Raw genomic sequence first — 21,738 nt, forward strand, 5'->3', positions numbered from 1 at the left:
GCTGCATGATCCGTATCGCCAAGTCGGAATACGCCCGTCGGCGCAAGGCGCTGATGGCGCAGATGGAACCCAACAGCATCGCCATTCTTCCGGCGGCGCCGATGTACATCCGCAACCGCGACGTCGAGCACGTCTACCGCCAGGACAGTGACTTCCAGTACCTCACCGGCTTCCCCGAGCCGGAAGCGGTGATGGCGCTGATCCCCGGCCGCGAGCATGGCGAGTACGTACTGTTCTGCCGCGAGCGAGATCCCGAGCGTGAGCTCTGGGACGGTCTGCGCGCCGGCCAGGACGGCGCGATCAGCAACTTCGGCGCCGACGATGCGTTCCCCATCGGTGATATCGACGACATCCTCCCCGGCCTGATCGAAGGTCGCGACCGCGTCTACTACGCACTGGGCGCCAACCAGGAGTTCGACCGCCGGCTGGTGGACTGGATCAACGTGATCCGCTCCAAGGCCCGCCAGGGGGCGCAGCCGCCGAACGAGTTCGTCGCCCTCGACCACCTGCTGCATGACATGCGCCTGTACAAGAGCGCGGGCGAGGTGAAGGTGATGCGCTACGCCGCCGAGGTTTCCGCCGGCGCCCACGTGCGCGCCATGCAGATCTGCCGTCCGGGGCTGAGCGAGTATCACCTCGAAGCCGAGCTCGACTACGCCTTCCGCAAGGGCGGGGCGAAGATGCCGGCCTACGGTTCCATCGTCGCCACCGGTCGCAACGCCTGCATCCTGCACTACCGGGAGAACGACGCGCCGATCAAGGACGGTGACCTGATCCTGATCGACGCCGGCTGCGAGATCGACTGCTACGCCAGCGACATCACCCGCACCTTCCCGGCCAATGGCGTGTTCAGCCCCGAGCAGAAGGCGATCTACCAGTTGGTGCTCGACGCCAACATGGCCGCCTTCGACTACATCGCGCCGGGTCGCCACTGGAACGAGGCCCACGAGGCCACCGTGCGGGTCATCACCGCGGGCCTTGTGAAGCTCGGCCTGCTCAGCGGCGATGTCGACGAACTGATCGCCAATGAAGCCTACAAGGCCTTCTACATGCACCGTGCCGGCCACTGGCTGGGTATGGACGTGCATGATGTCGGCGAGTATCGCGTCGGCGGCGAATGGCGCGTGCTCGAAGTGGGCATGTCGATGACCGTCGAGCCGGGCATCTACATCTCCCCGGACAACACCGACGTGCCGAAGAAGTGGCGCGGCATCGGCGTGCGCATCGAGGACGACGTGGTGGTGACCAAGACCGGCTGCGAGATCCTGACCAACGGTGTGCCCAAGACCGTCGCCGAGATCGAGGCACTGATGGCGCAAGCCCGCGCCCAGGCCGCCTGACATGCAACGTACGCAACTGGCCATCATCGGTGGTGGCCTGGTGGGCGCCAGCCTGGCACTGATTCTCCAGGCCGGCGCCCGCGAGCGCGGCTGGCGGATCGTGCTGGTCGAGCCGTTCGCCCCCGGCGATGCCTATCAGCCCAGCTACGATGCGCGCTCGTCCGCGCTGTCTTTCGGCAGCCGGCAGATCTACGAACGCCTGGGGCTCTGGCAGCAGATCGCCCAGCGCGCCGAGCCGATCTCGCAGATTCACGTCTCCGACCGTGGCCGCTTCGGTTCCGCGCGCCTGACAGCGGTAGAGGAGGGCGTTCCGGCCCTGGGCTATGTGGTGGAGAACGCCTGGCTCGGCCAGAGCCTGTGGCGTGCCCTGGACCCGGAAGTGGTCAGCTGGCGCTGCCCCGCCGAGGTGCGGCGGATGGAAGCGATCGGCGATGGCTATCGCCTGACTCTGGACGACGACACGCAGCTGGACTGCGACCTTGCCGTGCTGGCCGATGGCGGCCGTTCCGGCCTGCGCGAGCAGCTGGGCATCGGCGTGCGCTCCTCGTCGTACGGGCAGACCGCGCTGATCGCCAACGTCAGCCCGTCCGAAGCCCACCGAGGCCAGGCCTTCGAACGCTTTACCGAGAACGGCCCGTTGGCCCTGCTGCCGTTGCCGGAAAACCGCTGCGCGCTGGTCTGGACCCGCAACGGCCGCGATGCCGAGCGCCTGCGCGAGCTGTCCGATGCGGCCTTCCTGTCCGAGTTGCAGGAAGCCTTCGGCTATCGCCTCGGCGCCTTCCGCCAGGTCGGCGCCCGCTATGGCTACCCGCTGAGCCTGATCGAGGCCGAGGAACAGATTCGCCCGCACCTGGTGGTGCTGGGCAATGCCGCCCACAGCCTGCACCCGATCGCCGGGCAGGGTTTCAACCTGTCGCTGCGTGATGCCCAGGCCCTGGCTGACCGGCTGTTGCAGGAAGAGGCCGCGCCGGGCGATTTCGCCGTGCTGCAGCGTTATCTCGACGGCCAGCGCCTGGACCAGCAGATGACCGTCGGCTTCTCCGACCGTGTCACCCGCCTGTTCTCCAACGCCCAGCCGCTGCTCGCCACCGGCCGCAACCTGGGCCTGCTCGGCCTCGACCTGCTGCCGCCGGCCAAGCGCTGGTTCGCTCGCCAGGCCATGGGCCTGGGCGCCCGCCCGGTGTGACAGCCCCCAGTCAAAAGGAAATTCGATGCACGCGGATCTGGTAATAGTCGGGGCCGGCATGGTCGGCAGCGCACTGGCCCTGGCCCTGGAAGGCAGCGGCCTGGACATCCTGCTGCTGGATGGCAGCCCGATGAGCGTCAAGCCGTTCGACCGCGAGTCGAGCTTCGAACCGCGCGTCAGCGCCCTGTCCGAAGCCAGCCGGCGCATCCTCCAGCGCTTGCACGCCTGGGACGGCATCGCCGCGCGCCGCGCCGAGCCTTATCGCGAGATGCAGGTGTGGGACGGCTCGGGCACCGGGCAGATCCACTTCAGCGCCGCCAGCGTGCATGCCGAGGTGCTCGGCCATATCGTCGAGAACCGCGTGGTGCAGGATGCCCTGCTGGATCGCCTGCACGACTCCGCCCTCGGCCTGCTGCCCGGCGCGCGCCTGGAGCAACTGCGCCATTCCGGCGACGACTGGCTGCTGACCCTGGCCGATGGCCGGGAAATCCGCACGCCGCTGGTGATCGCCGCCGACGGCGCCAACTCGGCGGTGCGCCGCCTGGCCGGCTGCGCCACCCGCGAGTGGGATTACCTGCACCACGCCATCGTCACCAGCGTGCGCTGCGAGAAGCCGCACCTGGCCACGGCCTGGCAACGCTTCACCGATGACGGCCCGTTGGCCTTCCTGCCGCTGGCGAAAGAGGGTGACGCGCACTGGTGCTCGATCGTCTGGTCGACCACCCCGGAACAGGCCGAACGCATCATGGCGCTGGACGACGACGGGTTTTGCGCTGCGCTGGGGCGGGCCTTCGAGCACCGCCTGGGCGCCATCGAACATGCCGACCGCCGCCTGTGCATCCCGCTGCGCCAGCGTCACGCCAAGCGCTACGTGGAGCCGGGGCTGGCGCTGATCGGCGATGCCGCGCACACCATTCACCCGCTAGCCGGGCAGGGCGTCAATCTCGGTTTCCTTGATGCCGCGGTGCTCGCCGAGGTGATTCTGCATGCCTACGAGCGGGGCGAGAATATTGCGGAAGAGCGCGTGCTGAGCCGCTTCGAGCGCCGCCGGATGCCGCACAACCTGGCGATGATGGCGGCGATGGAAGGCTTCCAGCGCCTGTTCCAGGCCGACCCGCTGGCGGTGCGCTGGCTGCGCAATGCCGGGCTGCGGCTGGTGGACAAGCACCATGAAGCCAAGGGCATGTTCGTGCGGCAGGCGCTGGGGCTCTCCGGCGATCTGCCGACGTTGGCGCGGGTTTGATAACGGCGGCCTTCGGCCCCTCACCCTAACCCTCTCCCAAGGGGAGAGGGGACTGATCGGCGCAAGCGGATGATTCAGGGCTCGCCGGTTGACTCCGCGACATCCACCTGCTCCGAATAGCTCCCTCTCCCTCTGGGAGAGGACTGGGGTGGGGGGCTCTTGGTTTACTACCCCAGTATCCCCGCGACCCCAAACCGCACCCTCCCGAAACACCCCGACACACCTACGCGACCCAGTAGCAAATGCGGTTCCTTATCATTTGCGGGATATCTTCCCCGCAAAGGACACGCCCATGCTCATGCGCAAAGGTCTTCCCGCCACCCTCCTGCTGGCCGCCATCGCTGGCACTGCCCAGGCCGCCGACGAAGTGGTGGTCTATTCCTCGCGCATCGACGAGCTGATCAAGCCGGTGTTCGACGCCTACACCGAGAAGACCGGGGTGAAGATCAAGTTCATCACCGACAAGGAAGCGCCGCTGATGGCGCGGATCAAGGCTGAAGGCGCCAACACCCCGGCCGACCTGCTGCTCACCGTGGACGCCGGCAACCTCTGGCAGGCCGAGAAGATGGGTATCCTGCAGCCCTTCGACTCGCCCACACTGGATGCCAATATCCCGCCGCAGTACCGCTCCGGCACCGACAGCTGGACCGGCCTGTCGCTGCGCGCGCGCACCATCGCCTACTCCACCCAGCGGGTGAAGCCCGATGAGCTCTCCACCTACGAGGCGCTGGCCGGCAAGCAGTGGGAAGGCCGCCTGTGCCTGCGCACGGCGAAGAAGGTCTACAACCAGTCGCTGACCGCCACCCTGATCGAGACCCACGGCGAGCAGAAGACCGAGGAAATCCTCAAGGGCTGGGTGAGCAACCTGGCCACTGACGTGTTCTCCGACGACACCGCGCTGCTCCAGGCCATCGCCGCCGGCCAGTGCGACGTCGGCATCGTCAACACCTACTACTACGGCCGTCTGCACCAGGAGAAGCCGGACCTGCCGGTGAAGCTGTTCTGGCCGAACCAGGGCGACCGTGGCGTGCACGTCAACCTGTCGGGCATCGGCCTGACCAAGTATGCGCCGCACCCGGAGCAAGCCAAGAAACTGGTGGAATGGATGACCGGCCCGCAGGCCCAGGCGCTGTTCGCCGGTATCAACCAGGAATTCCCGGCCAACCCGAAGGTGGCGCCGTCGCAGGAAGTGGCGGCCTGGGGCGCATTCAAGGCCGACAGCATCCCGGTTGAAGTTGCCGGCAAGCGCCAGGCCGAGGCGATCAAACTGATGGATCGCGCCGGCTGGAACTGATTGCCTGCCGACGCCTCAAGGGGCGTCGGCCTTTGCCTGGTACTGTGCCGAAACGGCCTGGTTGTTCCCCTTCAGGAAGCAGGTGAGCAGCCCGTCCTCGGCGCTGTCCCGGCGCAGTACCAGGCGCAGGCGTCGGTCGACCCGCTGGCCTTCGACTTCGCCGTCGTAGGCCTCCTCGCGCGTCAAGCCAGCATCGACCCAGACCTCCTGCCAGCGTTGCGCCTGTTGCGGGTCGCCGGCCAGGGTGCGATGGGCGAGGTTCAGGCAGGCTTCGGTGGCGGTGGGTTCGTCGGCCAATGCCAGTCCACACAGCGGGGCGAAGAGCAGGGTTGGCAGAGCGCGGCGAAGAAACATGGGCTTTTTCCTTAGCGAGGGGGATGGCAAAGTGGCCGATTCGACCGCTCTACCTTGCGCTTTATCCCTGCTCGCTGAAGATCAGTTGATTTCGAACTCGCCGGCGGCGTGTTTCGAGCGTCTTCGGATGCGCCTGGCCCGAGTACCCACTGAAGTTTCCGGATAATCCGCTGCATGCGCGTCAACCGCTGGTACCTCATCACCTTCCTCGTCGCCGCCCTGGTGTTGCTGCCGATCAGCGTGTTGCTGCTGAGCTGGGCGGAGATCGACCGGGAGATCTGGGCGCACCTGTGGGACACCCAGCTGCCGCGCCTGCTGGGCAATACGCTGCTCCTGGTCTTTGGCGTCGGGGTTGGGGTGACCGTACTCGGTGTGAGCCTGGCCTGGCTCACCAGCCTCTGCGAGTTTCCCGGCCGGCGCTGGCTGGACTGGGCGCTGATGCTGCCCTTCGCGGTGCCGGCCTATGTGCTGGCGTTTGTCTTCGTCGGCCTGCTGGACTTCGCCGGGCCCGTGCAGACGCTGCTGCGCGAGTGGTTCGGCAGCGGCTTGCGGCTGCCGCGGGTGCGCTCCACCGGCGGGGTGATCATCGTCCTGGTGCTGGTGTTCTATCCCTACGTCTACCTGCTGGCGCGCACCGCGTTCCTCGCCCAGGGTCGCGGGCTGACCGAAGCGGCGCGGGTGCTCGGGCTGTCGCCCTGGGCGGCGTTCTGGCGGGTCGCCCTGCCCATGGCGCGGCCGGCCATCGGTGCCGGCCTTGCCCTGGCGGTCATGGAGACCCTGGCGGATTTCGGCACCGTCGCGGTGTTCAACTTCGATACCTTCACCACCGCCGTGTACAAGACCTGGTACGGCTTCTACAGCCTCTCCAGCGCCACCCAGCTGGCCAGCCTGTTGCTGCTGTTCGTCATGCTGGTGCTGCTGGGTGAGCGCTACAGCCGGGGTCGCAGCGGCGTGCCCAGCGAACGGCCGCGCGGTGCCGCGCTGTATCGCCTGCATGGCTGGAAGGCGTTCGTGGCGACGGCCTGGTGCCTGCTGGTGTTCGCCTGCGCCTTCGTCATTCCGCTGCTGCAACTGCTGGTCTGGTGCTGGCAGAAGGGCCGTTTCGATCTCGACGAGCGTTACTGGGGGCTGATTCTGCACAGCCTTTACCTGGGCGGCTGCGCCGCGCTGCTGACGGTGGCGGTGGCGCTGCTGCTGGCCTTCGCTCGCCGCCTGTCGCCCACTCCGGCGGTGCGCTCGGCGGTCGGTATTTCCAACCTTGGCTACGCGCTGCCCGGCTCGGTGCTGGCGGTGGCAATCATGCTGGCCTTCAGCTGGCTGGACAATCACGCGGTGATTCCGCTGTCCACGGCGCTGGGCGGCGCCGGCAAGCCGCTGCTGCTGGGCAGCCTCGGCGCGCTGCTGGTGGCCTACCTGATCCGCTTCATGGCAGTGGCCCATGGCCCGCTGGAGGGTGCCCTGGCGCGTATCCGTCCGTCGCTGCCGGAGGCATCGCGCAGCCTCGGGGTGGGCGGTGCGGGGTTGTTCTTCCGGGTCTATCTGCCGCTGCTGCTGCCGGGGGCGCTGAGCGCCGCGTTGCTGGTGTTCGTCGACGTGCTCAAGGAAATGCCGGCGACGCTGCTGATGCGGCCCTTTGGCTGGGACACGCTGGCGGTGCGGGTCTTCGAAATGACCAGCGAAGGCGAGTGGGCGCGGGCGGCGCTGCCGGCCCTGACGCTGGTGCTGGTGGGGTTGTTCCCGGTCGTTGGCCTGATCCGCCGCTCGGCGCGCGCGGCCGGTTGTGCCGATCGCTGAGATTCGACTGTCGGACACGCTGTCCACAGGCCGGTCATGCGACTACAATGCGCGCGTTTCGTGCGGGCCGTTCTCGCGCTCCGCACCCGCCTCGCCCGGAAGGAGACCACCCATGGGACAGCGCACACCGCTCTATGATTTGCACGTCGCCCTCGGCGCCAAGATCGTCGATTTCGGCGGTTGGGACATGCCGCTGCACTACGGCTCGCAAGTCGAAGAGCACCACCAGGTACGTCGCGATTGCGGCGTGTTCGACGTTTCCCACATGACCGTGGTCGACGTCACCGGTCCGCAGGCGAAGGAATACCTGCAGCGACTCCTGGCCAACGACGTCGAACGACTGCAGACCCCGGGCAAGGCGCTGTACAGCGGCATGCTCAACGACCGTGGCGGGGTGGTCGACGACCTGATCGTCTACCTCGGCGTGTACGGCTACCGCGTGGTGGTCAACGCTTCCACCCGCGACAAGGACATGGCCTGGATGCAGGCCCATACCGAAGGCTTCGACGTCACCCTGACCGAGCGCGCGGACCTCGCGATGTTGGCGGTGCAGGGCCCGAACGCCCGCGAGAAGACCGCCGAGCTGGTCACTCCCTCCCGCGCCGCACTGATCCGCGAGCTCAAGCCCTTCCAGGGCAAGGCCGATGGTGACTGGTTCATCGCCCGTACCGGTTATACCGGCGAGGACGGCCTGGAAATCATGCTGCCGGCCGCCGAAGCGCCGGGCTTCCTCAACGAACTGGTCGGCGCCGGCATTGCCCCGGCGGGCCTCGGCGCGCGCGACACCCTGCGCCTGGAAGCCGGGATGAACCTGTACGGCCAGGACATGGACGAAGACATCTCCCCGCTGGCCGCCAACATGGGCTGGACCATCGCCTGGGAGCCGGCCGAGCGCGACTTCATCGGCCGTCAGGCCCTGGAAGCGCAGAAAGCCGCGGGCGATGCGCCCAAGCTGGTCGGCCTGGTACTGGAAGAGCGCGGCGTGCTGCGCGCCCACCAGGTGGTACGCGTCGCTGGCGTCGGTGATGGCGAGATCACCAGCGGCAGCTTCTCCCCGACCCTGGGCAAATCCATCGCCCTGGCCCGCGTGCCGGCCGCCACCGGCGACCGCGCCGAGGTGGAAATCCGTGGCAAGTGGTACCCGGTTCGCGTCGTTCAGCCGAATTTCGTGCGTCATGGCAAAGCCCTGATCTAAATTGCATCTAACTTGAATAGGGCGGCAGCGCCGCCCGTCGCCCAGTCACCGAGGAAAAACAAGATGAGCAATATCCCCGCCGACCTGCGTTACGCCGCCAGCCATGAGTGGGCGCGCCTGGAAGCCGACGGTACCGTGACCGTGGGCATCTCCGACCATGCCCAGGAAGCCCTGGGTGATGTGGTCTTCGTCGAACTGCCGGAAGTGGGCAAGACCCTCGCCGCCGGCCAGGAAGCCGGTGTGGTGGAGTCGGTGAAAGCCGCCTCGGACATCTACGCCCCGGTGGGCGGCGAAGTCATCGCCGTCAACGACGTACTGGCCGACACCCCCGAAGAAGTGAACAACGACCCGTACGGCTCCTGGTTCTTCAAGCTCAAGCCGAGCAACCCGGCGGAGCTGGATAAGCTGCTCGACGCTGCCGGCTACCGCGCTTCCTGCGACGCCGACGCGTAAGACACCGCTGTACACACAGGCCTCGACTCGTCGGGGCCTGTTCTTTTAAGGCACGACCTCTCGAGAGCCGACGCCATGTCGAACACCCCTTCGCTTTCCCAGCTGCACCAGCCCGACGCCTTCCTCGCCCGCCATCTGGGTCCGGATGCCGCCGAACAACAGGCCATGCTCGATACCCTGGGGGTGAGCAGTCTCGACGACCTGATCGTGCAGACGGTGCCGCCGGCCATCCGTCTGAATCGGGCGCTGGACCTGCCGGCTGCCCTCGACGAGCAGGGCGCGCTGGCCAAGCTGAAGGGGTACGCCCAGCAGAACCAACTGTGGACCAGCCTGATCGGTACCGGCTACTACGGTACCCTGACCCCCACGGTGATCCTGCGCAACGTACTGGAGAACCCGGGCTGGTACACCGCCTACACCCCCTACCAGCCGGAGATCGCCCAGGGCCGTCTGGAATCGCTGCTGAACTTCCAGCAGATGACCATCGACCTCACCGGCCTGGACCTGGCCAGCGCCTCACTGCTGGACGAAGCCACCGCCGCCGCCGAGGCCATGGCCCTGGCCAAGCGCGTGGCCAAGGCCAAGAGCAACCTGTTCTTCGTCGACGCCCAGTGCCACCCACAGACCATCTCCGTGGTGCAGACCCGCGCCGACGCCTTCGGCTTCGAGGTGGTGGTCGATGAGGTGGAAAACCTCGGCCAGCACGCGGTGTTCGGCGCGCTGCTGCAATACCCCGATACCCGTGGCGAAGTCCGCGACCTGCGCAGCCTGATCGACGCGCTGCACGCCCAGCAGGCCATCGCTTGCGTGGCCAGCGACCTGCTCGCGCTGCTGCTGCTCACCCCGCCGGGCGAGCTCGGCGCCGACGTGGTGCTGGGCAGCGCCCAGCGCTTCGGCGTGCCCATGGGCTACGGCGGCCCGCACGCGGCCTTCTTCGCCTGCCGCGACGAATACAAGCGCGCCATGCCGGGGCGGATCATCGGCGTGTCCAAGGACGCCCGCGGCAACACCGCGCTGCGCATGGCCCTGCAGACCCGCGAGCAGCACATCCGCCGCGAGAAGGCCAACTCCAACGTCTGTACCTCCCAGGTGCTGCTGGCCAACATCGCCAGCCTGTACGCCGTCTACCACGGCCCGCAGGGCCTCAAGCGCATCGCCCAGCGCGTGCACCGCCTGACCGCGGTCCTGGCCACCGGCCTGGAAGCCAAGGGCGTGAAACGCGTCAACCAGCACTTCTTCGACACCCTGACCCTGGATGTCGGCGCACAGCAACAGGCCATCGTCGAGCGCGCCCGCGCTGCCCGCGTGAACCTGCGCATCGTCGGTGAAGACCGCCTGGGTGTGAGCCTGGACGAAACCACCAGCGCCGAAACCCTCGCCACCCTGTTCGCCATCCTGCTGGGCGCCGGTCACGGCCTGGACGTCACCCAACTTGATGCCGGCAAGGTCGCCGACGGCATTCCCGCCGACCTGCAGCGCAGCAGCGGCTACCTGACCCACCCGGTGTTCAACCGCCACCACAGCGAAACCGAGATGCTGCGCTACCTGCGTCAGCTCGAAGGCAAGGACCTGGCGCTGAACCAGGCGATGATCCCGCTGGGCTCCTGCACCATGAAGCTCAACGCCACCAGCGAGATGATCCCGATCACCTGGCCGGAATTCGCCACTCTGCACCCGTTCGTGCCGCGCGAGCAGGCCGAAGGCTACCGCCTGATGATCGAGGAACTGGAGCGCTGGCTCTGCGCGATCACCGGCTTCGACGCCATCTGCATGCAGCCCAACTCCGGCGCCCAGGGCGAGTACGCGGGCCTGCTGGCGATCCGCAAGTACCACGAGAGCCGGGGCGACGCGCACCGCAACATCTGCCTGATCCCATCCTCGGCCCACGGTACCAACCCGGCCTCGGCGATCATGGCGAGCATGCGCGTGGTCATCGTCGAGTGCGACAAGGGCGGCAACGTGGACCTGGAAGACCTCAAGCGCAAGGCTGAGGAGGCCGGCCCGCAGCTGTCCTGCCTGATGATCACCTACCCCTCGACCCACGGCGTGTACGAGGAAGGCATCCGCGAGATCTGCGATGTCATCCACGCCCAGGGCGGCCAGGTGTACATGGACGGCGCCAACCTCAATGCCCAGGTCGGTCTGGCGCGTCCGGCGGACATTGGCGCCGACGTGTCGCACATGAACCTGCACAAGACTTTCTGCATCCCCCACGGCGGTGGCGGTCCGGGCATGGGCCCGATCGGCGTGAAGAAGCACCTTGCGCCCTTCGTTGCCAACCACCCGGTGATCCGCATCGAAGGCCCGAACCCGCTCAATGGTGCGGTGAGCGCCGCGCCCTGGGGCAGCGCCAGCATCCTGCCGATCAGTTGGATGTACATCGCCATGATGGGCCCGCAGTTGGCGGACGCCACCGAAGTGGCGATCCTCAACGCCAACTACGTGGCCAGCCGCCTCGACGGCGCCTTCCCGGTGCTTTACCGCGGCCGTAACGACCGTGTCGCCCACGAGTGCATCCTCGACCTGCGCCCGCTCAAGGCGCAGACCGGGATCAGCGAGGAAGATGTGGCCAAGCGCCTGATGGACTACGGCTTCCACGCGCCGACCATGTCCTTCCCGGTGCCCGGCACGCTGATGGTGGAGCCCACCGAGAGCGAGTCCAAGCACGAGCTGGACCGCTTCATCGAGGCGATGCTGTCGATCCGCGCCGAGATCGCCAAGGTCGAGTCGGGCGAATGGCCGGCCGAGGACAATCCGCTCAAGCGCGCGCCGCATACCCTGGCGGACGTCACGGGTCTGTGGCAGCGCCCGTACGAGATCGCCGAGGCGGTGACCCCGACCGAGCACACCCGCGCCTTCAAGTACTGGCCGGCGGTGAACCGCGTGGACAACGTCTACGGCGACCGCAACCTGTTCTGTGCGTGCGTGCCGGTGGATGACTATCGCGAGTGATCGCTGAGTCGAACTGAAAAAGCCGCCTTCGGGCGGCTTTTTCGTTGTGGCGATTTCGCCGCTATGGACGGGCTTTCGTAGGAGCGAGCGTGCTCGCGAATTGTCCCGGCGGCGGAGTCGCCTGTAACCACGTTTCGTAGTAGCGGACTTTGTCCGTGATGCTCTTGTAGGGCGAATAACGCTCCAAGCGTTATCCGCCGACTTGACGTTCGGCGTTTCTGCGCCGCATCGGTGTGCTCGGATGTCTTCTGTTTCGCCCCCTCGGGCGAGTTACTTTCTCAAACTACGGATGGCCGCCCCACAGAAAGTAACCAAAGGTCTTTGCCCCATCATCCGGGTCCCGCTTCGCGGGGCTGATTCGCTTCGCTCACCCTTCGGGCCAGCCTTCGGCTGTTACTTCGCTGCGCTTCGTTTCCCTCGCTCCATCGAAGTTTCAGGGGCCCGCCGCGAAGGGCCATCCCTGGCCCATCGCGGCTCTCGCGGCATCCATGCCGCTCAACCCCTGAAACTCCGATTCCACTCGGCCTCCTGAAGGGGCGCTCCGGTGCGTGTGGACATTTCTCTGGAAGTCTTTAAAGCCAGAGTCAGAGCCAGAGCGGAGCTGCGCTCCTACAGCGAGGCAGTCAGCACGAGGGAATGACGCTGGGCGGGCGGAACGACCCGATCCTCACGCCTGCCCCGCCAGCAGGGTACGGCCCGTGGCGAGCGCCAGGGGCCGCGCCGGTGGGGCTCACTGGGCAGATGCATCGTCGCTGCGGATCAGGATGGCGTTGGCCAGCTCCATGTCGCTGCGTTGGCGCAGGCTGGGGTTGTCGCTGCGCAGGCGGGTCAGTGCGGATTCAAGGTAAGGACCACGGATCGCGCCATCGCTGGCGACATAAGTGCTCGCGTCGTCCTGGGCGGCGGCGATCAGTTTGTGGTCGTGCCTGAAGGTCAGGTAGAGCGACGCGGTGGTCGCGCCGGACGAAATGATGTCGCGCAGGAAGTCGTCGGCCATGGCCGAAGCAACAGGCGCGGCGAGCAAGGCGAGTACGGTGGCCAGTTTGGCGGTGTGCATCAGAATCACCTCCGGAGGGTCCGTGTACAGGTGAGATGCGTGGGGATTGCGGGGAGTTCCACCTTTGCGCCGGGCGGCGCGCGTTGCGCTGGCGGCAGCGCGCGCCGTCGCGGTCAGCGTTGGCTGGCGAGGAGGGCGCTGGCCAGCTCCGCGTCGCTGGCGTTGGCCAGTGCCGGGTCGTTGGCGCGCATCTGCAGCAGCGCGGCTTCCAGGTAGGGGCCGCGAATGGCGCCGTCGGTGGCGATGAAGCTGGCGGCGTCGTCCTGGGCCGGGCCGACCAGCTTGTGGTCGTCACGGCTGGTCAGGTAGCTGGAGGCGGTGGTGGCGCCGGAGGTCAGGACCGAGCGCCAGAAGTCGTTGTCTTCGGCCATGGCCGAGGCCAGCGGGAGCAGGGTGAGGGCAATGACGGCAGGGATGAAGCGGCGACGCATGGTAACTCCTTGGTTGAGTGCGTCTGTCAGAGCTTTTGCCGCTTCGCTAGTTCCCACCTGTTCGTCGGAAGATTCACTCGCGCTTGAGCGTGGGATCGTCCGGGTTCTGCTGTTCCAGTTCCGCCAGCAGCATCTGCACTTTCTGCATCTGCCCGGTTTCGCGCAGGTAGCCGATCAGCGCCAGACGTGCCGCGCGGTTGGCCGGGTGGCGTTGCAGCAGCGCTTCCAGCTCATGGGTGGCGGCGTCGGCTTCCCCGCTGTCGTGCAGGGCGATGGCCAGCACGTAGCGGAGTTGGTCGTCGTCCGGAGACAGCCGCACCGCTTCGCGCAGTTCCTTGAGCGCCGCCGCGCGTTCGCCCTGGCGCACCAGGGCGAGGCCGTTGACGTGGTGCAGCAGGCCGGCGTTGGGATGCTGGCGTAGGGCGTCGTCGAGCAACTGGCGCGCCTCGGCCTGACGGCCATTGGCTTCCAGCCACTGGATCAGGGTGACGGTTGCCGGCAGGAAGTCCGGGTTATGCGCCATTGCCGCACGCAGCGCAGGCTCCACCTGGTCTCCCCGACCGGTGCGCTGGTAGAGCATGGCGAGGTTGAGATTGGCTTCGGCGCGTTCGGCCAGGCTCTTCTGCACGTCTTCGTACTCGCGCAGCCCCTTGTCCAGCGCTTCATCGAGGCCGGGGCGCGCCTGCGGCGGCAGCTGCGCCAGTTGCCAGGCGGCGGCGATGCGCACGGCGCGGATCGGGTCGGAGAGCAGGGGAGCCAGTATGGGCGCCAGCACCAGTGCCTGCTGCGGGCCGTTGGCGAGGGACACGAGGACGTTGATGGCAGCGGTGCGCACCAGCGGATCGGAGTTCTTCAGGCCCTGCCCTGCCAGTTCCAGCGAGCGCGGGCTGGGATAGGCGGGCAACTCGGCGAGCAGGGTGGCACGGCGGATCGCCGGCAGCTCGGGCGAGGCCAGCAGCAGATGCAGCGCGCGCGAGGCCCCCGGCTTGCCGCCACGGGCTTTCCACAGGGTGTCGTCGTAGCGCGGTGTGGGGTTGTCGGAGGCGTTCGGTTTGGCCGGCTGTTCGCTGGCATACCACTGGCGGAACTGCTCGGCGATCTTCTTCGCCGGGGTGTCCTTGTGGCAGGCCTGGCAGGCATCCGGCGCGCCGATGCGCCGGGCATGGGCAGGGTCGGGCAGGCTGAAGCCGTGGTCGTGTCGGTAATCATTGACCATGTAGTAGCGGCCTGGCATGTGGCAGGAGGTGCACTGCGCGCCGGGGCTGCCGGGTTCGTGGTGATGGTGCTCGGGCGAGTCGTAGTTCTTCGCCTTCAGGCCCTTGCCGTCGATCTGCGGGCGCACCGGCTTGCCGGCGGTGTTGTGGCATTGCAGGCAGACGCCATTGCCCGGCGCCTTCAGCTCGCCGCTGTGCGGGTTGTGGCAGTCGGTGCACTGCACGCCCTTGGCGAACATCTTGCTCTGGGTGAAGGAACCCCACTCGAAGACTTCGTCCTTGATCTTGCCGTCGATCTCGTAGAGCTCGCGGGTCAGGGTGCTGGGCAGGTAGTCGTCCATGAAGCGGTGCTTGTTCTGGTAGCCGTCGCCGAGCGGCGCGCGGCGGGCATGGCAGCGGGCGCAGGTCTCGACGATGGTGCTCTGGCTGGCGTTCTTCAGCGGCACCTCGAAGCCCTTGTCGGCGCTGCGGTCCGGCTTCTGCGCCCATTCCAGGTGCTTCGACGCCGGCCCGTGGCAGGCCTGGCAGCCGACGCCGAGGCTGTTCCAGTGGCTGGCGAAGCTGTCGGTCTTGGCGTCGTAGTTACGCTTGAAACCGGTGGTGTGGCACTCCACGCACATGAAGTTGGCGTTCTGCGCGGGGCGGGTCCAGTGCAGTTCGTCCTTGTAGTCGATGCGCTGCCCGGGCATGAGCTGGAACCAGCGGTTCTTGCGGCTATCCCAGGCCACGCCGAGGGCCTGCAGGCGGCCGCCAGGGTATTCCAGCAGATACTGCTGCAAGGGTTCGATGCCGAAGGTGTAGGCCACCTTGAAGTCCGCCGGCTTGCCGTCGTTGCCGGGGGTGTTGACCCAGTATTCGTCGCCCTTGCGGAAGAAGCGGGTGGTCTCGACCTCGCCCTTGAAGGTGACATCGGCGAAATTGCCGAGCACGTTGCCTTCGCTGGCCGGCTTCATCGCCTGCTGGTGATGGGAGCCCTGCCAGTCCTTGGTCTGCGCCTGGTGACAGCCTTCGCAGGTGGATTCGGCGACCAGTTGCGCGGCTTGCGCAGCGGGCGTCGGCGCTTGCGGAGCGGGCGCGGCGGCCTGGGCAGGTGGCTGATCGCTGGGCAGGGTGACGCCGCTGTCCTGCTGCACCCAGATCCAGGCGCCAAGGGTGACCAGGAGCAGTACCCCGGCAGCAACTGCAAGCCAGGTGCGGCGGGGGGCTGAAGGCTGGGATGCGGGGGGAGTGGGGCGAGGCTTCTTGGTCTTGTTGGACATGGACATCCGTTGTTCCGCGACGACTCCAGGGGTAAGGGAGCTTCCGTGAGCAGGGGGAGGCTGTCAACGCGGGCGGGCCATTTTCATCCTGAGATGGCGACCCGCCATTACGTTGGGGTTGGCGTCATGGCTGCCGTATTTCCGCGACCCGCGCGCTGTCGACTTTTATCTCCGGATTGCCGAACTGCGCAGTGAGGTAGTTCACCAGCGTGGCGATCTGCTCGTCGTTGAGGGTGCCGGCGAAACCGGGCATGAACAGCTCCTCGTCGCCGACCTTGCGGTGCACGCCGCCGAGCACCACCTGCACCAGGTTGTCCGGCTGCAGGGCGCCGACCGCGCTGTTCTTCAGCAGCATCGGGTAGTAGCCGTCCTTCACCCCTTCGCCGCTCCAGGAGTGACAGCTGGCGCAGTTGCCCAGGTACAGGCGGGCGCCGTCGTCCTGTTTTTGCGCGGCGAAGTCCTGGCCGCGCAGGGTGATCACGTCCTCGGCCGGCTTGCCCCACTGGAAACGCGCCTTGCGCTCGCCGTCACTGACTGCCGGGACGCTGCGCAGGTAGCTGGCGATGGCTTGCAGGTCGGCCTCGGTCAGGTACTGGAAGCTGTGCTCGACCGCCTCGCCCATGGGGCCCGCGGCCTGGGCCTTGCCCGGCACGCCGCCGGTCTTGAGGTACTGCACGATCTCCGCGTCGCTCCAGCCGCCGATGCCGCTGTGGGTATCGGGGGTGATGTTGAAGGCGTACCAGCCGCCCAGGGCGCCGCCGGCGAGGAAGCCGGTGCTGCGCTCATTCATGGCCTTTTCCTGGAAGGCCATGCCGCGCGGGGTGTGGCAGGTACCGCAGTGGGCCAGGCCCTGGACCAGGTAGGCTCCACGGTTCCAGGCCTCGCTCTGCTTCGGATTGGGCTGGTAGACCTGGTCGTCGTGGAACAGCAGGTTCCAGATCGCCAGTGGCCAGCGCACGTCCAGCGGCCAGGCGATGTCCGAGTCCTGGTTGGGCTGCGCCACCGCCTGCACGCCGCCGTTGAGGAACCAGGCGTAGAGCGCCTTCATGTCGTCGTCGTTGATCTTCGCGTAGGCGGTGTAGGGCATCGCCGGGTAGAGGCGGGTGCCGCCCTTGGCCACGCCGTCGCGCAGGGCGCGGGCGAAGTCGTCGTAGCTGTAGCTGCCGATGCCGGTCTTCGGGTCGGGGGTGATGTTGGTGGAGTACACGGCGCCCAGTGGCGTGACCAGCGGCAGGCCGCCGGCGAACGGCTTGCCACCCGGCGCGGTGTGGCAGGCGGCGCAGTCGCCGGCGCGGGCCAGGTATTCGCCGCGTTGCAGCAGGTCCTGCGGCGCCGGGTCCAGCGCGTTGGCGGCGTGGCCCTGCAGCGGTGCGGCGAGCAGGGCGAGGAGTGCCAGGGTTTTCATCGTCAGGCCTCCCGCTTCAGTTGGTCGGCCAGGCGCAGGGCCAGGGCGGCGATGGTCAGGGTGCAGTTCACCGAGCCGACGGTGGGCATCACGGCGCTGCCGGCGATGAACAGGTTGGGGTGGTCGTGGCTGCGGCAGTGGCTGTCCACTACCGAGTCCTTCGGGTCTACGCCCATCAGGGTGGTGCCGGTGATGTGGTTGTTGTTGGCGAAGTTGTCCTCGAACACTACTTCGGTGCCGCCCAGCAACTTCGCCGCGTGGGTGTACACCTCGCGGGTGTGCGCCGCGCTCTTGTGCACGTAGTCGTCCATCGCGTAGGTGAACTCCGGCTTGGGGATGCCCACCGCGTCGCGCTCGCTGGCGCTGGGAACGATGCGGTTCTCCGGGTGCGGGAGGATTTCGTGGAAGCTGTCGAAGCGTACGAAGCGCGCGGCGCGGTCGCGGATTTGCGCTTCCAGCTCGCGGCCCAGCAGCAGCGGACCCTTGCGGATCAGCTCGGCGGCCACCTGGTCGGTGCGCGAGAGGTTCGACAGGTGGATCTTCTTGGAGGCGTACTCGCTGCGGAAGGCGCCATCGCGGAAGCCCACCATCGAGGTCATCTCCTGCGGCCCTCGGCCCGGCCAGAGCTTCTCGTTGGCATAGAACTGCACGGCGGTGCCGGGATGGTCCATGAGGTTGCGGCCGACCATGTCCGAACTGTTGCCGACCTCGGACATCAGCATCAGCTTGGGCGTCTCGATGCCGTTGGCGGCGAGGATGAAGGTGCCGCCTTCGACCCGGTGCTCGTTGCCTTGCGGGTCCTTGTACAGCGCGGCGGTGATCTTGCCGCCGTCTCCTTTCTCCAGCTTGAACACCACGGCGTTTTCCACCAGCCGCGCGCCGGCGCCCTCGGCCTTCTCGACGTGGACGATGCCGTTGTACATGGCGCCGATGGGGCAGATCGGCATGCAGTTGTTGTTGCCGCAGCAGGTCGGCCGCTGGTCGTAGGGACGGCTGTTGCGCGCCACCGGTTCGGTGACCACGCGGTAGCCGTTGGCGTTGAGCAGGGTCTTGATGCGCTGCTCGTTCCACGAAAGCGGCAGGGGCGGCATCGGGTAGGGCTGGCTACGCGGGGAGTCCAGCTCCTCGTCGCCCGGTCCCCAGACGCCCAGTTCTTCCTCGGCGCGCTGGTACCAGGGTTCGAGCTCCGCGTACTCGATGGGCCAGTCACGGCCCACGCCGTAGAGGCTGAGCAGCTTGAAGTCGTTGGGCAGGAAGCGCCAGGCCGAGGCCGCCCAGTGCCAGGTGGTGCCGCCGACCACGCGCAGGTACTGCACGTCGTAGGGGTGCGTGCCCTTCTGGATCAGGTAGTGGTTGTCCGGGTGGAATTGCGGGTGCGGGGCGTGCGGGCTCGAGGGGTAGGGCGCCTGGTTGTCGGACTTGTCCGCCTGGTTGCGGAAGCGCTCGACGATCTCCCAGCGCGCCATGCGCGGCCCGGCTTCAAGGATCAGCACATCCTTGCCGGCCAGCGCCAGCTGATGGGCCACCAGCGCCCCGGCGACGCCGGAGCCGACCACCACGAAATCCGCGCGTTGCGTCTCGGCCATGTTCACACCTCCCGCTCGGCCGGCTGGGCCGCCCAGAAGCCCGGCTTGTTCGGGCAGTAGCTGCGGATCACCAGCACGTCGTCCACCGCCTTGAACATCAGCGCCTGCTCGTAGGTGACCACGCTGGCGCTACTGGCATCGCCGATCTGCCCCAGGTACCAGCCGCCCAGGATCTGCCGGGCCAGCCACTGCAGGCGCTCGCCCCAGCTGGCGGGCGGCTCGGCCAGGTGCGCCTGCAGCTCGGCGAGGCTCTGCTTGAGCGCGGTGTCGCGCTGGGCCAGGGCCTCGAACAGGCGCTGGCCGATGCGTGGGTCGAGGTTGCTGCGCCCGGTCAGGCGCTGGGAGAGGGTCATGAAGCTGGCCAGCTCCGCCTCAGCCTGGGGCGTCAGCGCGGCCCAAGTGCGGGCGGCGGGGCTGAGCAGCACGCCGCCTACTGCTGCGCCGGTGCAGGCCACCGCCAGTAGGCGGCGGCGGGAAAGGGGGAAGTCGGGTCGTTGAACGTCGGACATGCGAACCTCTCTGGCACCAGGCAAAGGTGGCGGCGCGCGGTCTGGCGCCGCTTGCGTCGTGTCGTTCGGAACTTACGGCGGCCACCGGGCCGGTCGGGGTGGCGAGAGTGGGCCGCGCCCCTTAGTATTGCCGCTTGTTCAGATTCTGCCCGGGCGGATCGATCCGCCGGCGGCCATCGCGAGCCGCGCCGCAGAGCCTCACCGGATTAAGACTGCATCGATGAAACAGTACCTCGACCTCATGCGCCACGTGCGCGAACACGGCACCTTCAAGAGCGATCGCACCGGCACCGGCACCTACAGCGTGTTCGGCCACCAGATGCGCTTCGACCTGGCCGAAGGCTTCCCGCTGGTGACCACCAAGAAGTGCCACCTGAAATCGATCATTCACGAGCTGCTGTGGTTCCTCAAAGGCTCGACCAACATCGCCTACCTGAAGGAAAACGGCGTCTCGATCTGGGACGAATGGGCCGATGAGAACGGCGACCTCGGCCCGGTCTATGGCTACCAGTGGCGCTCCTGGCCGGCGCCGGACGGTCGTCACATCGACCAGATCGCCAACCTGATGGCGATGCTGAAGAAGAACCCGGACTCGCGCCGCCTGATCGTCTCCGCCTGGAACCCCGCGCTGATCGACGAGATGGCCCTGCCGCCGTGCCACGCGCTGTTCCAGTTCTACGTCGCCGACGGCAAGCTCAGCTGCCAGCTGTACCAGCGCTCGGCCGACATCTTCCTCGGCGTACCCTTCAACATCGCCAGCTACGCGCTGCTGACCCTGATGGTTGCGCAGGTCGCGGGCCTGCAACCGGGCGAGTTCATCTGGACCGGCGGCGACTGCCACTTGTACGCCAACCACCTGGAACAGACCGACCTGCAGCTGACCCGCCAGCCGCTGCCGCTGCCGACCATGAAGATCAATCCCGAGGTGAAGGACCTGTTCGACTTCCGCTTCGAGGACTTCGAGCTGGTCGGCTACGAGGCCCACCCGCACATCAAGGCGCCGGTCGCTGTCTGACCTGTCCTCGATGAAGAAAAGGCCGGCGCAATGCCGGCCTTTTTTGTTTCTGCGGGACCTCTTTCGTAGGAGCGGACTTTGTCCGCGATGGACCCAGCGTGAGGCCGGATTGCGGACGGAGTCCGCTCCTACGCCTCATGAGCCTTCGTGCCCCCATTCAGTCGGTGAATAACGGTTTCGCCAGGCGGTACAAGGTTTCGTGATATTGCGCCCCGTTGCTATGCTCCCCGGGCTGGCCGCCAAGTAGGCCAACGGATTTTCCGCCGAATAACGACAAGACCGGGGACCGTCATGCAGCCTTTCAGCTTCGCCACCACCGCGCAGATCCTCTGCGAGAGTGGCTCCGCCGCCCGCCTGGGTGAACTCTGCCGCGAACGCGGCGCCCAGCGCGTACTCATCGTCACCGACCCCGGCATCACCCGGCTGAACATGCTCGATGGCGTGCTGCCGGGCTTTGCCGCCGCCGGCGTGGCGGTGGAAGTCTTCGACCAGGTGCTGGCCGACCCGCCGGAAAGCGTGGTGCTGGAAGCCGCCGACCGGGCGCGCCGAATGGCCGCGCAACTGGTGATCGGCTTCGGCGGCGGCAGCTCGATGGACGTGGCCAAGCTGGTGGCATTGCTGGCGCATCCGCTGGCCTCCCAAGGGCTGAAGGATATCTTCGGCGTCGGCAACGCCCGTGGCCCGCGCCTGCCGCTGCTGCAGGTGCCGACCACCGCCGGCACCGGCTCGGAAGTCACGCCGATCGCCATCGTCACCACCGGCGAGACCACCAAGATGGGTGTGGTCAGCCCGCACCTGCTGCCGGACCTGGCGCTGCTCGACGCCGACCTCACCCTCGGCCTGCCGCCGGAGGTCACTGCCGCCACCGGCATCGACGCCATGGTCCACGCCATCGAGGCCTACACCAGCAAGCTGAAGAAGAATCCCCTGTCCGACCTGCTGGCCCGCGAGGCCCTGCGTCTGCTGGCGCTGAACCTCGGCGAAGCCGTGCACAACGGCCGCAATCGCGAGGCGCGCCAGGCCATGCTGCTGGGCGCCTGCCTGGCCGGGCAGGCCTTCGCCAATGCCCCGGTGGCCGCCGTGCACGCACTGGCCTATCCACTGGGCGGGCACTTCCACATTCCCCACGGCCTGAGCAATGCGCTGGTACTGCCGGAAGTGATCCGCTTCAATGCGCCCGACGCCGGCCCGCTCTACGCCGAACTGGCGCCGTTGCTGCTGGGCAAGCGCCTGCGCACGGACGCCGACCGCACCGAGCAGTTCATCGCCGAACTGGCCGCCCTCAGCCCGCGCTGCGGCCTGCCCTCGCGCCTGCGCGACGCCGGCGTGCCGGAGGACAGCCTGCCGCGCCTGGCCGCCGACGCGATGCTGCAGCAGCGCCTGCTGGTGAATAATCCCCGTGAAGTCAGCGAGAGCGACGCGCTGGCCATCTACCGAGCCGCCTACTGAGA

Annotated in this window: 17 protein-coding genes; 10 read left to right on the plus strand and 7 right to left on the minus strand. The window is 67.5% G+C overall.

Annotated elements, in window-relative coordinates:
- The first annotated feature begins 5 nt into the window (after positions 1-5).
- The 4 genes from pepP (at position 6) to O6P39_RS01555 (ending at position 5,063) form a co-directional block, all read left to right on the plus strand.
- Positions 6-1,340 carry a Xaa-Pro aminopeptidase gene (gene pepP, locus O6P39_RS01540; protein WP_275609732.1) on the plus strand — a complete coding sequence of 445 codons (1,335 nt, stop codon included), beginning with the start codon at positions 6-8 and terminating at the stop codon, positions 1,338-1,340.
- A 1-nt stretch (position 1,341) separates the two neighbouring features.
- Entirely contained in the window at positions 1,342-2,526 is a 1,185-nt protein-coding gene (gene ubiH, locus O6P39_RS01545) for a 2-octaprenyl-6-methoxyphenyl hydroxylase (protein ID WP_275609733.1), read from the plus strand.
- Positions 2,527-2,551: 25 nt separating this feature from the next.
- The gene (locus tag O6P39_RS01550; RefSeq protein ID WP_275609734.1) at positions 2,552-3,769 is read left to right on the plus strand and encodes a 2-octaprenyl-3-methyl-6-methoxy-1,4-benzoquinol hydroxylase; all 1,218 of its coding nucleotides are present in this window, start codon (positions 2,552-2,554) and stop codon (positions 3,767-3,769) included.
- 298 nt (positions 3,770-4,067) lie between these two features.
- Positions 4,068-5,063, plus strand: coding sequence for an extracellular solute-binding protein (locus tag O6P39_RS01555; protein WP_275611866.1), 996 nt, complete (start codon positions 4,068-4,070; stop codon positions 5,061-5,063).
- Between the two features lie 15 nt (positions 5,064-5,078).
- Here the strand turns inward: O6P39_RS01555 and O6P39_RS01560 are convergent, their stop codons facing one another.
- Entirely contained in the window at positions 5,079-5,417 is a 339-nt protein-coding gene (locus O6P39_RS01560; RefSeq protein ID WP_275609735.1) for a hypothetical protein, read from the minus strand.
- Between the two features lie 174 nt (positions 5,418-5,591).
- On the opposite strand from O6P39_RS01560, the gene O6P39_RS01565 reads away from it, so the two are divergent.
- From O6P39_RS01565 to gcvP, 4 genes are all read left to right on the plus strand, one after another.
- A complete protein-coding gene (locus O6P39_RS01565) occupies positions 5,592-7,211 on the plus strand; it encodes an iron ABC transporter permease (RefSeq protein WP_275609736.1) in 1,620 nt (539 codons plus the stop codon).
- Between the two features lie 112 nt (positions 7,212-7,323).
- Complete coding sequence (gene gcvT / locus O6P39_RS01570; RefSeq protein ID WP_275609737.1) at positions 7,324-8,406, plus strand: glycine cleavage system aminomethyltransferase GcvT; 1,083 nt, start codon at positions 7,324-7,326, stop codon at positions 8,404-8,406.
- 63 nt (positions 8,407-8,469) lie between these two features.
- Positions 8,470-8,859: a glycine cleavage system protein GcvH gene (gene gcvH / locus O6P39_RS01575; RefSeq protein ID WP_275609738.1), complete on the plus strand. Its 390-nt coding sequence runs from the start codon at positions 8,470-8,472 to the stop codon at positions 8,857-8,859.
- Positions 8,860-8,934: 75 nt separating this feature from the next.
- Entirely contained in the window at positions 8,935-11,811 is a 2,877-nt protein-coding gene (gene gcvP / locus O6P39_RS01580) for an aminomethyl-transferring glycine dehydrogenase (protein WP_275609739.1), read from the plus strand.
- Between the two features lie 730 nt (positions 11,812-12,541).
- Here gcvP and O6P39_RS01585 read toward each other — a convergent pair.
- The 6 genes from O6P39_RS01585 to O6P39_RS01610 all read right to left on the minus strand — a co-directional run bounded on the left by O6P39_RS01585 (position 12,542) and on the right by O6P39_RS01610 (position 19,272).
- Positions 12,542-12,868 (minus strand): DUF2388 domain-containing protein, encoded by a 327-nt coding sequence (locus O6P39_RS01585; RefSeq protein WP_275609740.1) that lies wholly within the window; start codon positions 12,866-12,868, stop codon positions 12,542-12,544.
- Positions 12,869-12,981: 113 nt separating this feature from the next.
- Positions 12,982-13,299, minus strand: a complete 318-nt coding sequence (locus O6P39_RS01590; protein ID WP_275609741.1) for a DUF2388 domain-containing protein — start codon at positions 13,297-13,299, stop codon at positions 12,982-12,984.
- Positions 13,300-13,372: 73 nt separating this feature from the next.
- The gene (locus tag O6P39_RS01595) at positions 13,373-15,778 is read right to left on the minus strand and encodes a tetratricopeptide repeat protein (protein ID WP_275609742.1); all 2,406 of its coding nucleotides are present in this window, start codon (positions 15,776-15,778) and stop codon (positions 13,373-13,375) included.
- Between the two features lie 118 nt (positions 15,779-15,896).
- Positions 15,897-17,177, minus strand: coding sequence for a cytochrome c (locus tag O6P39_RS01600; RefSeq protein ID WP_275609743.1), 1,281 nt, complete (start codon positions 17,175-17,177; stop codon positions 15,897-15,899).
- Positions 17,178-17,179: 2 nt separating this feature from the next.
- Positions 17,180-18,763, minus strand: coding sequence for a GMC family oxidoreductase (locus O6P39_RS01605; RefSeq protein WP_275609744.1), 1,584 nt, complete (start codon positions 18,761-18,763; stop codon positions 17,180-17,182).
- Between the two features lie 2 nt (positions 18,764-18,765).
- Entirely contained in the window at positions 18,766-19,272 is a 507-nt protein-coding gene (locus O6P39_RS01610; protein ID WP_275609745.1) for a sugar dehydrogenase complex small subunit, read from the minus strand.
- Positions 19,273-19,492: 220 nt separating this feature from the next.
- Between O6P39_RS01610 and O6P39_RS01615 the strand changes: the two genes are divergently transcribed.
- Together O6P39_RS01615 and O6P39_RS01620 are read left to right on the plus strand one after the other, a co-directional pair.
- The gene (locus O6P39_RS01615; RefSeq protein WP_275609746.1) at positions 19,493-20,287 is read left to right on the plus strand and encodes a thymidylate synthase; all 795 of its coding nucleotides are present in this window, start codon (positions 19,493-19,495) and stop codon (positions 20,285-20,287) included.
- A 291-nt stretch (positions 20,288-20,578) separates the two neighbouring features.
- Positions 20,579-21,736 (plus strand): iron-containing alcohol dehydrogenase, encoded by a 1,158-nt coding sequence (locus tag O6P39_RS01620; RefSeq protein WP_275609747.1) that lies wholly within the window; start codon positions 20,579-20,581, stop codon positions 21,734-21,736.
- The last annotated feature ends 2 nt before the right edge of the window (positions 21,737-21,738 follow it).

The sequence above is a fragment of the Pseudomonas sp. PSE14 genome, from assembly GCF_029203285.1.
Classification (GTDB): domain Bacteria; phylum Pseudomonadota; class Gammaproteobacteria; order Pseudomonadales; family Pseudomonadaceae; genus Pseudomonas.

Coding starts and splice junctions, on each gene's coding strand:
- gcvP (WP_275609739.1), top strand. CDS start 8,935: ATGTCGAACACCCCTTCGCTTTCCCAGCTGCACCAGCCCGACGCCTTC.
- O6P39_RS01605 (WP_275609744.1), bottom strand. CDS start 18,763: ATGGCCGAGACGCAACGCGCGGATTTCGTGGTGGTCGGCTCCGGCGTC.
- gcvT (WP_275609737.1), top strand. CDS start 7,324: ATGGGACAGCGCACACCGCTCTATGATTTGCACGTCGCCCTCGGCGCC.
- O6P39_RS01565 (WP_275609736.1), top strand. CDS start 5,592: ATGCGCGTCAACCGCTGGTACCTCATCACCTTCCTCGTCGCCGCCCTG.
- O6P39_RS01620 (WP_275609747.1), top strand. CDS start 20,579: ATGCAGCCTTTCAGCTTCGCCACCACCGCGCAGATCCTCTGCGAGAGT.
- O6P39_RS01595 (WP_275609742.1), bottom strand. CDS start 15,778: ATGTCCATGTCCAACAAGACCAAGAAGCCTCGCCCCACTCCCCCCGCA.
- O6P39_RS01600 (WP_275609743.1), bottom strand. CDS start 17,177: ATGAAAACCCTGGCACTCCTCGCCCTGCTCGCCGCACCGCTGCAGGGC.
- pepP (WP_275609732.1), top strand. CDS start 6: ATGATCCGTATCGCCAAGTCGGAATACGCCCGTCGGCGCAAGGCGCTG.
- O6P39_RS01615 (WP_275609746.1), top strand. CDS start 19,493: ATGAAACAGTACCTCGACCTCATGCGCCACGTGCGCGAACACGGCACC.
- O6P39_RS01585 (WP_275609740.1), bottom strand. CDS start 12,868: ATGCACACCGCCAAACTGGCCACCGTACTCGCCTTGCTCGCCGCGCCT.
- O6P39_RS01590 (WP_275609741.1), bottom strand. CDS start 13,299: ATGCGTCGCCGCTTCATCCCTGCCGTCATTGCCCTCACCCTGCTCCCG.
- O6P39_RS01610 (WP_275609745.1), bottom strand. CDS start 19,272: ATGTCCGACGTTCAACGACCCGACTTCCCCCTTTCCCGCCGCCGCCTA.
- gcvH (WP_275609738.1), top strand. CDS start 8,470: ATGAGCAATATCCCCGCCGACCTGCGTTACGCCGCCAGCCATGAGTGG.
- O6P39_RS01550 (WP_275609734.1), top strand. CDS start 2,552: ATGCACGCGGATCTGGTAATAGTCGGGGCCGGCATGGTCGGCAGCGCA.
- O6P39_RS01555 (WP_275611866.1), top strand. CDS start 4,068: ATGCGCAAAGGTCTTCCCGCCACCCTCCTGCTGGCCGCCATCGCTGGC.
- ubiH (WP_275609733.1), top strand. CDS start 1,342: ATGCAACGTACGCAACTGGCCATCATCGGTGGTGGCCTGGTGGGCGCC.
- O6P39_RS01560 (WP_275609735.1), bottom strand. CDS start 5,417: ATGTTTCTTCGCCGCGCTCTGCCAACCCTGCTCTTCGCCCCGCTGTGT.